The organism is Aestuariivirga sp. (assembly GCF_044239095.1).
Lineage (GTDB): Bacteria > Pseudomonadota > Alphaproteobacteria > Rhizobiales > Aestuariivirgaceae > Aestuariivirga.
In genome coordinates this window covers 1-11,131 of sequence record NZ_JBIICB010000129.1, presented here as the reverse complement: position 1 = coordinate 11,131, position 11,131 = coordinate 1, and the positions used below count along the sequence as shown (strand labels likewise).

Here is an 11,131-nt window from a genome sequence, read left to right as displayed (position 1 = left end):
AGCACGAGCGCCTGATCGACCAGCGGACATGGGATCATGTCCAGTCCATCCTGAAGGAAAGCCCACGCCTTCGCGCCAGCAATACGCGCGCCGAGACGCCTGCCCTGCTGAAGGGCCTGCTCCACGGACCAGATGGCGCAGCCTTCTCGCCGACGCATACGCGCAAGGGCGACCGGCTCTACCGCTACTATGTCAGTCAGTCGGTCCTGAAGCACGGCGCTGGCAAATGCCCGGTGGCGCGCGTGCCGGCGGCGGAGATTGAGGCTGCCGTCATTGGCGAGATCCGCGGCATGCTGCGCGCGCCGGAGGTCGTCATGGCCACGTGGCGAGCCGCGCAGTCGGACTGTAAAGACTTGGTGGAAGGCGATGCGCGCGAAGCATTGATGGCTCTCGACCCTTTGTGGGCCGAACTCTTCCCCGCAGAGCAGGCGCGCATTGTACAATTGCTGATCGAGCGCGTAGACATCGGTACCGGGGGATTGAAGCTGCGGTTCCGCGACAAGGGACTGGCGCAGATGGTGGCGGAGGTCGGCATGGTGGTTGGCAAGAGCCGGAAGGCAGCGGCATGACTGAGCAGACCGTCACCGTCACGGTCCCCTTCGCCATCCGCAAGCGCGGTGGACGGAAGCTGATCCTCACGCCGGACGGCACGACAGTGACGCCGCAGTCGCGGGCGCGGGTGGACAACGCACTGCTGAAGGCGCTGGCCCGAGGCTTCCGCTGGCGCAAGCTGCTGGAAACCGGCGATTTCGCCACGATCGAGGAGATCGCCGATGCCGAGAACATCAACCCTTCCTACGTCAGCCGGGTTGTCCGCCTGACGTTGCTGACACCAGAGATCGTGGAGGCGATCCTGGCAGGGCGGCAGCCAGAGGGGCTGACGATGGCCAAGTCGATGGAGCCGTTTCCGCTGGAGTGGCGGCGCCAGATTTTCATGTGAATTGAAAGATTGGTGCAGTTGCAGGATTGACGTTCAGGCTCGTTTAAGCGGGAGCGCGCCCTCTCCCGCTAGGTAGAGACTGGCGTGGCGACGTTCCCTTCAGGCGCGTGCTTCTTCTTTGGCATGTTCTGATCCTCATTGAGGCCACAAGACATCCGCGCTGATGACTCGCGGCAAACAGACCCCTCGCCGACACGTTCTTGTCATCAGCTCTGCACGAGCCACGCGATCCCTGCGAAGGAGAGAGCTATCGAAGACCACTGCAAGATCCCGACGTGCTCGCGGACAAAGATCCTTGCCAGAAGGATCGTGATGAAACCGAACATCGATCCAACGACGGCCGTCATGCCGGGAAAGAGCGTCGATCCCCCGGCAAGCAAGCCTATGTAGCCCGCGGTATCGAGGATGCCCTGGGCCGCCAGCGGCCGGATGACCCCGCTTGGTGGCGGTAGCCTGAACATGCCACCGGCAAGTGCGGCAAGCAGGATGGCCGCACTTGCGGCCCTTCCAACAAGTGCCACGCTGGTCTGCCCCATTTCGGAGGCAGCGGCCTGGCCCGTGATGACCAGCAGAGCGTAGGCGACGCACGCTCCCAGCGACAGTACGAGCGTGGCATGCTTTCGCGGGTGCGTGGTCCTATCGGCCCTTCCACCGCCTGCATCATGATGAAAACTGAATACACTTGTCCCAACGACACCAGCGATCACGAGACCGGAAGCCAGTATCTGCTCGGTCGATAGGCTGGAGACCCCGAATGCCACTTCATAGAGAATGATCAACACGGGATGAGCCGCCACGACCGGCACGGCCAGACTGACGGGTCCCCGAACCAGGGCGGCATAGAGCATCACAGACATGGCGGTCACGCAAAGTCCGTGAAGGCAGGACATCACCAAGCCAAACTTGGTGATTCGCAGTTCGCTACCCGTGACGAGCATGAAGGCGGCCATGAGTAACGTACCAAGCATGACGACATAGGTGAAGGCCGCGAAGGGCCCGACCGCATTGCTGGTGGTCCGCGCCAGATAGTCCGCCGTCCCCAGGGAAAGCGCCGCGACCACGCCCCAGAAGACAGCATCCAACATGTGCCTCAGCGCTCCACTGCAAGACCGGAACGCATCAGGGGTCCCTGACGAGGGTGCACTTTCATCTTTCCCCGTAAAGGGCTGCGGCCTTTTCCTTGTTCACGAGAATATGTTCTTCCGTCTCACGCCTTGCCTTATCGATCTGATTGCTCTTCAGGTGAGAGATGATGCGCTCATGATACTCGATCGAACGACGGGTCATGAGTGTCGCCTTCATGAGGCGGTAGCGCACGGGCAAGGAAATCTCGTTGACATATACCATGACCTCGCTAACCGGCCGGTTCTGCGTATACGCAATGATCCGATCGTGGAAGACTTGGTTCTCAGCAAAATAGGATTCGATATCGCCTGCCCGGAAGTGACTCTCCATGGCCCGGTTGCTAGCCTCGAGTTCGGCAATCAGCGGTTCGAGCGGACGTCCTGCGAGTGATGCCATCACCAGTCCCTCGAGGCTTGCCCGGAGGTCGTAAAGATTCAGCACATCTGCGACGGAGTAGGTCCGCACTCTGAAACCCCGCCGTTCCTGATACTCGACCAAGCCGTTTTGCAGCAGCATGCGGAGGCTCTCCCGGATGGGACCGCGGCTGGAGCCGATCTCCTTCTCGATGTCCTGCTCGCGCAGCGCTTGGCCTGGAGCGAACTCCCCCGTGATGATGCGCCACCGCAGCAATTGCAGAAGATGATTCGACAAGGTTGTGGGCAACACGGTCGGAGGGCCCGAGGCATTGGCCTTCCTCCCCTCTTCGCCCGGCGACTGGATTCGAACCACCATGGGTTTCCTCTATTCCATTCCTCTCACGGTTCCGACCTGACTGCCTCAACGATCCTTGTCAACGCAGGGTTCAGAACGTCTGATTCAAGGTTTATCGGCGGTAGCAGCATGAGGCAATCGGATTGCCGCCCGCCCCCGTAGACGAGAAGATCCTCGCGCAGCAACCGACGCTGCAAGTTGGCACTCCTGTTGCCATCGGGGAAGCCGTCGCGATAGAACTGGATTGCAGCCTGGGCTCCGGCGACGCGAACCGCAGCGATGCCGGGTAGGCCCAGAAGCGCCGCAAGCGCAGTTTCCATGGCTGGCGCGACCACGCTGCTCACATGAGACAGCAGATTGTCCCGGCTGATGACGTCGATTGTGGCGACGGCCATGGCGCAGGCTGCCGGATTACCCTGAAAGGTGCTGGTATGCATGCCGGGAGGCCAGCCTTTCAGGAATCGCTCCCCTGCCGCAACCGCCGACAAGGGAAGCCCGGAGGAGAGACCTTTCCCCATGACAACCATGTCCGGTTCGATCCCGGAGTGCTGGAAACCGAACCAACGGCCGGTACGGCCGAAGCCGTTCCAGATTTCGTCAAGCACCAGAGGCACGTCATGCCGCGAGGCGACATCCCTGACTCCCCTAAGGAAGTCCACATTGGGGCCGATGACGCCCGAAACTGCCTGGACCGCCTCGATGACTATGGCGGCCGGCAGGCCGTTCTCCCGCCGGAGGGCTGACAGCCGGTCATCGAGCATTACAAGCCCGGCATCCGCCGAACCTGCCGCATCCGGATAGGGGAGAAAGTCCACGAGGTTATCCAGTGTTGAGAACGGCGCCCGGATGCGTTCGGCATGGGTGATGGAGAGCGCACCGATGGTCCGGCCGTGATAGCCGCCCTCGAAGGCAATCAGCCGCCTACGGCCGGTCGCAAATTGCGCAGCTTTGATTGCCGCCTCCATCGCCTCCGCTCCCGAATTGGCGAGGTGAAAGTAGTGGAGTTGGGCGGGCAGCACGCTGCACAGGCGCTGGTAGAGTTCGGCACGGAACACCGAGGGAAGCCGCGTTCCGGTGTGAAGAATGCCCGAGGCTAGCACCTCCCGGAGCGCTGCAAGATGGGCCGGATGCGCGTGGCCGAGATTGGTGGTGGCCGACCCGCAGACTAGGTCAAGATAGCGTCGGCCATCCGCATCGAGGAGCCAGGCCCCATCGCCCCGCACGAACACAGGCGGATCCGGGACAAGGCGGAAAGTGTTACCCGCCGTGCTCTCACAGGCCCCCGTGATGGAGAGTGCCGATGGCGGATCGAGCCTCATGAGGTTTGCGCGAGTACAGTAGCCGCAAGCTCGGGCACATGTACGCGCAGCTTCTCGCCGCCCCCCGGAACGGGCACCCCGCGCGGGCTCTCCGCTTCGATCCGTGAACCATTCGCCGCTCGCAGATCAAGCCGCACGGAGCCACCGGCAAACACGGCATCCTCGACGGTGAGTTCAGCACCTTCGGCAGCGGGCATGATCGCTTCCGGCCGCACTGCAACGCTGACACGGGAGCCCTGCGCCCGCGCCTCCGCCGCATGGGCCCTGATCCGCCCGAGCGATGCCGTCTCAACTTCAAGGGTTCGCCCATCGAAATTCCCAGCCCTGCCCTCCACCACATTGCAGCGGCCGATAAAGCGCGCGACGAATTCCGTCGCGGGGCGATCGTAGATCTCGCGCGGTGTGCCCGTCTGCTCGATGCAGCCGTCGCGCATCACGGCGATCCGGTCACTCATGGTCAGCGCCTCTTCCTGGTCATGTGTGACGGCGATGAAGGTCAGCCCCACATCCTTGTGCATACGCTTTAGTTCGCCCTGCAGCTGGCGGCGTAGATTGGCGTCCAGCGCGCCGAGCGGCTCGTCAAGCAGGAGTACGCCTGGCTCGAGGATCAGCGCGCGGGCCAGCGCCACGCGCTGCCGCTGCCCGCCCGAGAGTTGCCCCGGAAAGCGCGCACCATATTCCGCAAGCCCGATGCGCGACAGCCAATCGGCCGAGGCCCGGTCACGCTCGGGCCGCGACATGCCGCGCATCTTGAGGCCGTAGCTGATGTTGTCGCTCACGCTCTTGTGCGGAAACAATGCATAGTCTTGGAACATGATGGAGATGTCCCTGCGGTTCGGCGGAAGCGCGGTCACATCAGTCTCGCCGACGCTGATCCGGCCTTCTGACACGCGCTCCAACCCTGCGATCATGCGCAACAATGTGGTCTTGCCGCAACCCGATGGCCCAAGCAGCGTCAGGAACTCGCCGGGCGCAACGGAAAGATCGAGAGGCCTGACTGCCTGCACCTCGCCAAACTGCTTTCCGACACCGCGAAGCTCCACGGATTTCGCACGCATGATCTACCTCACGTCCTTGCGCATGAACAGCGCCTGCGCGGCGATGCCGAGCGTCATGGAAAACAGAAACACCATCGTACCCAGCGCATTGATCGTCGGATCGAAGCCGGTCACCAGCGTCGTCCATATCTTGATCGGAAGGGTGATCGAGAAATTCGTGAGGAAATAGGCAATGACGAACTCGTCGAAGGCGAAGGTGAAGGTCAGTATGAGAGTGGCGAGAAGGGCGAAGCGGCAGGCCGGCAGCACCACATCGGCTATTGCGCGCAACGGCGAGGCGCCCAGCGCCCAGGCTGCCTCCTCATGGCTCTTCGGGATCTGGGCGATGCGGTTGCGCAGGTTAAGGACCGCGAGAGGCAACACATAGAGAACCTGCCCGATCCACACCAGCCACAGGGAGGGCTCAATGCCAAGCTTGGCAAAATAGAGCCTGAGCGAAATGCCGACCAGCAGCAAGGGCACCGCAAGCGGAGCCAGCACGAAAAGCGTGATCAGTGTCTTACCGGGAATGCGCGCATTGACCAGCGAATAGGCACAGGCAAAACCAATTGCGGTGGCTGTGACCGACACCGCTGAGGCAAGAAAAATGCTGTTGAGGAATCCTTCACTGTACTGGCCGTCGGTGAAGACGCGCACATACCACTCGACCGTACCGTCCCTGAACGGGAGCGTCTGGAAGCGGCTCGCAGAGAAGGAGAAGATCGCCATCACGACGATGGGCAGGTAGATGATTGCCACGACCGTCGCAAAGAGCAGTCCGAGAAGGCGTCTGGGCAGGGCTGTGGCTGTCATAGCCTATCCCTGCAGTCGGACGCTGCGCACAACCAGTAGAAGCGGGGTGCACGCAGCGAGAATGAGCACAACCAGAATGGATGCGAATGTCGCTGCCGTCGGCAGGTCATAAGTGCCCTTAAGGACCGACAGCATCACCTGGGCCAGAACGGGCTTGAATCCACCGCCGAGCAGTGCGGGAACGGCATAGTCGCCCACCGCGATGATGAACGTCAGCACGGCGCCGATCATCCAGCCGGGCAAGCTCAGCGGCAGGATCACCTCGCGGAACGCACTCCACCCGCTTCCACCAAGAACGGTATTGGCCTCGATCAGGCGCCGGTCGATGGTGATCATCACCGAATAGATCATCAGGGTTATCAGCATCACGCCAAAAAGCGAAAGACCGAAGATCGAGGCCGCCATCGTATAGAGAAAGCCGAGAGAGATGCTCAGTCCGGTGAGCATGCCAGCGAGCCAGGCGATGACGCCCGTATCCGACAATACGAGTTGCCAAGAGAAGGCGCGGATCGTGAAGCTCGTCCAGAACGGCGCAACGAGCAAGAAGAGGCAGACGGCGCGCCAGGCGGGCGTGACGACGAAGGCTAGGTAGTAGGCGATGGGAAAGGCAATCAGGCTCGATATCGCCACCACTGACAGGCCGAGGACAAGCGTACGCAATAGCGCGTCGAACAGGCGGTCCTCGGCGAAGAAGGTCCGGTAGTTGTCAAGCGTGAACCCCTGATGCGCATCACTGCTGAAGCTCAGGCCGATCGTATACACGATCGGCACGGCAAAGAAGCCAGCCGTCAGCAGGATGGCCGGCAGAACACCGACCCAGGGGTTTGAGACGGGCGAGCCGGAAGCAATCTTCATCGTTTCCATGTCACGAACAGGGCCCGCATCATGGCGCCGTCGATGCAGGTCGTCTTCAGGGGGATCGACATGAGCCACGTCCGGTCAGAGCCAATCATTCCGATGTCGCGCAAGTCCTCCACAAACGGTACATTGCGGTTGAACACGGCATGATGCGTCACGAACTCATGAACGTAGACGTGGCGCGACGGCATTTCCCGGGCCACATAGTCCTGCGGGAAATCGAGGACCAGCGCTTTGGGCTTCTGGTCGAGCAGCCACTCGGCGGCGGTGGGTTCGAGGTTTGGGGCGGCGAGATGCCACTGGCGACTTTCGTAGCCCATCCGGTTGGTGAGGTCGGAACGCAGCACCACCATGTCGCCCTCGCGGATCACGCCAGCGCGTGCGGAGATGAGTTCCGGGGTGAAGCGGGTCGGCAAAGGAAGGTCGGAGAGGTCGATGATCTTCGCCTCCCCGTTGAACACGTCTAGTCCCTGGTTGGGCAACTGCTGAATGGTCAAGCCGTCCCTGCGCATGTGGCGGGGGGCGTCGCAATGTGTGAAGCCATGGCCGCGGATGGTGAAGTGGATGTCCTCGCTATCCTCCCCGTCTGCGAAGGAATGCCCCTCGTCCACGTCGATGTACCAGCGCCAGTGGTTGAAGAGTGGCGTCGAGACATCGAGTAACTCCGGCTCGTCTGCCGGCCATTGCGTCCATGCGACAGGGCGCACGGGCGACAGGGTCGCGCGCGGAATAGCAAGCGGCAGCGAGGCAAAGAATACCTCTTCCTGCTCGAGAGCGGGAAGGTTCTCTGCATTCTCCGTCAGCAGCAGGCCATGGGCGTGCAGGGCGCTGCGGAAGTGCATATTGGGATTGGGAACATACCCGTCGGCCAGTGGCCGCCGCGGCGTGAGTTCATCACAGGGGATGTCGGTGACGACATGGCGGAAGCCTGCGGCGGCGATGGCGGCTGCGACTGCAGGATCGATCTGCGGCGCAGACCGCCAATAGGCGATGTGGCTGTTTCGCACGCGCGCCGAATGCCCCGTGCGCAGGACGAGGATCCGGCGCTGCGGCTTTGCCGAGAACTGCGCAAGCAGACCTCTCACGTGCTCGGCACTGACCTGCGCGAGCCCCGACACGTCCACGATCCGCGCCACCGCCGCGAAGCAATCGAGCGGATAGTCGTCGAGCCGGGCGGCACCCCGCATCATCCAGCCGGGCGCGGACACGAAGGAGAAGCCCGGCCCGCGCCACTTCAGCCCGAACTCCTGGAATTCATCGCCGCGCGCCGGATCCTGGCTGACGAAGGGATGGCTCTGCCAATGGAAATGCGGCTCGATGAGAGCGGAACAGTCGATGATCGCCATGAAACACCCTTGAAGTGATGGCCAAACGATAGATTAGCTCCGGCGCTGGAGGCAGGCGCCGGAGCGTTCTCGGGTAGATTCCGTGGTTAACTGTTCTTAAAGTTCTCCCAAGCCGCCAGCCATTCCTTGTCATTGTCGGGCTTCTTGCGCGGACTGAGATTGGCCATGAAAACCTTGTCGAACTTGTCGAGGTCGGCGAGGTTCAGCAGTTCCCGCTTGTCCGCGGGAAGCGCTTCGGCGGCCTGCTTGTTCGGCACCATGCTGTAATAGGTCTTGGCGACCGCCAGCTTGGACTGGAACACGGGTCCGGAGATATACTGCATGAACTTTACGGCGTTCTCGGGCCTCGTCGTATTCTTCGCGATGCAGGGCGCCTGATCCCAGGTGACGCCGCCTTCCTTCGGCACGACCGCCTTGAAGGGAAGGCCAGAGTCATACATGCCCGCCTGTACCCACTCCCCCGCGATGGCGAGATCATAGCTGCCGCCGGCCATTGCCTGCTGGACCTGGCTGGTATTGCCGACCATTCCCACCTGCGGCCTCAGGGTCTTCATCGTATCGGCAAGCTTTCCGAATGCGGCGGCGTCGAGATCGTAGGGGTTGGCATTGCCGTTGTACTTCGAGATGCAGCCCATGTTCGGCAGATACCAGTCGAACAAGGCCACCCGACCCTTCACCTTTTCATCGAACAGGAGAGCCCAGCTGGAAGCGTCGGCTTCGCTAAACTTCTTGTGATTGTAGGTAATGCCATAATATCCGAAACGGTTGACGATGGCGTAGCGCTTGCCATCGACGATCGTCGGACCCCAGTTTGCGATCACCGGGAAATAGTCCTGAAGTGGGTAATCGGCGTCATTCAGCTCCATCAGGATGCCGTCCTGTGCTGCCTGCGGGATGTAGGCAGAGGTCGGCGTCATGATGTCGAATGTCCCCGGTGCCGAGGTCTTGACGAGCGCAACCATCTCCTCGTCAGAGCCGTCATGAATCTTGAGATTGACCTTGATGCCCGTTTCCTTCTCGAAGGGTTCGAGCATGCCCGGCTCTTCATAACCTCCGAAGGCCAGCACGTTGACTTCTCCCGCGGCATGGGCGCGTGGCACCCAGAGCCACGGCGCGGCAAGCGCGGTTCCTGCGGCGGCGGCCGCCTTGAGAACACTGCGCCTCCGAAGGCGCCTTGAGTCCAATCGAATGATTCCCGACATTTCTTCCTCCCTTGTGTGAGCGGCGCTGCTTGCCGCTCTTATTGAAGTAAAACAGTGGTTCATGTCTATTGTCAACAATTGACATAAAATACATTGCCCGGTTATTATGCACGAGCACAGCGTCGCTTGGCGCAGCCGGCCGCAAAACGAAGACATATAATTGATATGAACAATTCAGACCTGCCCAAGACAGCCACTCACGCGCCCTCCACCGGACATGGCGTGACGGTACGCCTGTCGCCTACCCTGTCGCTCGCGGAGGAAATCGACAGGGCGCGCAGCGAGGGGCAATCCGTCCTCTCACTCAGCACGCCCACGTTTCCCGAGATCACGGAGGCCAACGCGCTTGAATTTCCGTTTAGCAACAAGCTCACGCCTGCTGAAGGCCTCGCTCCGCTGCGCAAGGCAGCCCGGGAGGAGTTCTTCGGCCGGTGGGTCCTGCCTGATCATGAACTTCTCATCAGCGCCGGCGCGAAAATTGCGGAATTCGCGGCGATGCGCGCCCTTCTGCCGGAGCAATCAACGGTCCTGATCGTCGGACCGGCGTGGCCCAGCTATGAAGACATCGTGCGAATGGCAGGCCATCGTCCGGTCATGCTGCAGCTCGATGCCGCGGACAACTTCACCATCAGGGCTGCCGCCGTGGCCGAAGCCTTTGCTGCCACCGGCGCAGTGGCTATGATTCTGTCGAACCCCTGCAACCCGAGCGGACGGGTGCACACAGGTGAGGAGCTCGCCATCCTGCTGGACCAGGCGGAGGCCCAAGGGGCGTTCCTCATGGTGGATGAAAGCTTCTCCAACGTGATGTTCGATGCCACCGCATGGCAGAGCGCCGTGACGAGGCCATCGGAACATCTGCTGCTCTTCAATTCCTTCTCGAAGAACTATCACTTGCAAGGGCTGCGCGTCGGCGTCTGCATGGCGCATAAGCGGATCTACAAGCAGGTCGTCGCGGCGCACCAGACGCTGATGAGTTCCGCTCCCAGCCTCAGCCAGGCCGCCGCACTTGCGACCCTGCACCATTCGGAAACCATTCCGGCGTCGAGCCACTACCGCGCCTCGCGGTCGATCGCGCTCGAGATCGTCGAGAGGAACGGCTGGCGGTGTTCGCCGAACCAGGGCACCTTCTACATCTTTCCGAGGCTGCCGCATGCCGAGCAGACCCTCGCCCGCATGCGCGATGAAGGCCTGTTCGCGCTGCGTGGCGATGCCTTCGGCGCGCGCTATGGTGACCATTTCCGCTTCTGCTTCGGCCGCCCCGAGGAAGAGATGGTGGAAATCCGCCGCCGACTCGAGCGCGCCGGCCTTCTGGGGCAGCGCTGATGCCCGAGGTGATTTCGCCCAATTCGGGCCTGCCGGTCGGCGCCTGGTCGCCGACGCCGGAGGCGGAGATCGCGGCCCGCCTCGCATCATTGCCCCGCGGCCTCGCAATACTGGCAAACGCGAAGGAGCGGCGCCAGAAACTGGAAAACCTCGCCGCGGTGATCGCCACAGAGAAGGATGCATTCACTTCGCTGATCGTCGCGGAAGTTGGCAAGACTCCCCCCGAAGCGGCAGACGAGGTCGACTACGCCATCAGTTTCATCACCTTCGCGGCGGAAGCCGCGGACACGATCGAGTCGCTATCGGAGCGCCGAGGGGAGCGCATCATCAAGGCCGTGCCTGCAGGCCCTGCCCTGCTCATCACCCCGTTCAACGATCCTCTGGCCGGAATAACCCGCAAGATCGCGCCGGCAATGGCCTGTGGCTGTCCCGCAATCGTCAAACCATCCTCGCTGTC

Annotated in this window: 12 protein-coding genes; 4 read left to right on the top strand and 8 right to left on the bottom strand. The window is 62.0% G+C overall.

Annotated features, from left to right (window positions below):
• Nucleotides 1–569, top strand: a 569-nt coding sequence (locus ACILRA_RS12715; protein WP_395662466.1) for a zinc ribbon domain-containing protein, incomplete at its 5' end; no start/stop codon positions are given.
• Entirely contained in the window at nt 566–940 is a 375-nt protein-coding gene (locus tag ACILRA_RS12710) for a hypothetical protein (RefSeq protein WP_395662465.1), read from the top strand. The genes ACILRA_RS12715 and ACILRA_RS12710, both read left to right, overlap by 4 nt.
• Before the next feature lie 206 nt (nt 941–1,146).
• Here the strand turns inward: ACILRA_RS12710 and ACILRA_RS12705 are convergent, their stop codons facing one another.
• The 8 genes from ACILRA_RS12705 to ACILRA_RS12670 all read right to left on the bottom strand — a co-directional run bounded on the left by ACILRA_RS12705 (nt 1,147) and on the right by ACILRA_RS12670 (nt 9,333).
• Nucleotides 1,147–2,025, bottom strand: coding sequence for an EamA family transporter (locus ACILRA_RS12705; protein WP_395662464.1), 879 nt, complete (start codon nt 2,023–2,025; stop codon nt 1,147–1,149).
• A gap of 61 nt (nt 2,026–2,086) precedes the next feature.
• Nucleotides 2,087–2,797 (bottom strand): GntR family transcriptional regulator, encoded by a 711-nt coding sequence (locus ACILRA_RS12700; protein WP_395662463.1) that lies wholly within the window; start codon nt 2,795–2,797, stop codon nt 2,087–2,089.
• 23 nt (nt 2,798–2,820) lie between these two features.
• Nucleotides 2,821–4,095, bottom strand: a complete 1,275-nt coding sequence (locus tag ACILRA_RS12695; protein ID WP_395662462.1) for an aspartate aminotransferase family protein — start codon at nt 4,093–4,095, stop codon at nt 2,821–2,823.
• Nucleotides 4,092–5,153, bottom strand: a complete 1,062-nt coding sequence (locus tag ACILRA_RS12690; RefSeq protein WP_395662461.1) for an ABC transporter ATP-binding protein — start codon at nt 5,151–5,153, stop codon at nt 4,092–4,094. The genes ACILRA_RS12695 and ACILRA_RS12690 overlap by 4 nt, the downstream gene beginning before the upstream one ends.
• Before the next feature lie 3 nt (nt 5,154–5,156).
• A complete protein-coding gene (locus ACILRA_RS12685) occupies nt 5,157–5,945 on the bottom strand; it encodes an ABC transporter permease (RefSeq protein WP_395662460.1) in 789 nt (262 codons plus the stop codon).
• A 3-nt stretch (nt 5,946–5,948) separates the two neighbouring features.
• Complete coding sequence (locus ACILRA_RS12680) at nt 5,949–6,800, bottom strand: ABC transporter permease (protein ID WP_395662459.1); 852 nt, start codon at nt 6,798–6,800, stop codon at nt 5,949–5,951.
• Nucleotides 6,797–8,149, bottom strand: coding sequence for a cyclase family protein (locus ACILRA_RS12675; protein WP_395662458.1), 1,353 nt, complete (start codon nt 8,147–8,149; stop codon nt 6,797–6,799). The genes ACILRA_RS12680 and ACILRA_RS12675 overlap by 4 nt, the downstream gene beginning before the upstream one ends.
• Nucleotides 8,150–8,235: 86 nt before the next feature.
• On the bottom strand, nt 8,236–9,333 hold the full coding sequence (locus ACILRA_RS12670; protein WP_395662457.1) for a PotD/PotF family extracellular solute-binding protein: 1,098 nt from the start codon (nt 9,331–9,333) through the stop codon (nt 8,236–8,238).
• Nucleotides 9,334–9,516: 183 nt separating this feature from the next.
• On the opposite strand from ACILRA_RS12670, the gene ACILRA_RS12665 reads away from it, so the two are divergent.
• Both ACILRA_RS12665 and ACILRA_RS12660 read left to right on the top strand, forming a co-directional pair.
• Complete coding sequence (locus tag ACILRA_RS12665) at nt 9,517–10,674, top strand: pyridoxal phosphate-dependent aminotransferase (RefSeq protein ID WP_395662456.1); 1,158 nt, start codon at nt 9,517–9,519, stop codon at nt 10,672–10,674.
• A partial coding sequence (locus tag ACILRA_RS12660) for an aldehyde dehydrogenase family protein (RefSeq protein WP_395662455.1) occupies nt 10,674–11,131 on the top strand: 458 nt, incomplete at its 3' end. The genes ACILRA_RS12665 and ACILRA_RS12660, both read left to right, overlap by 1 nt.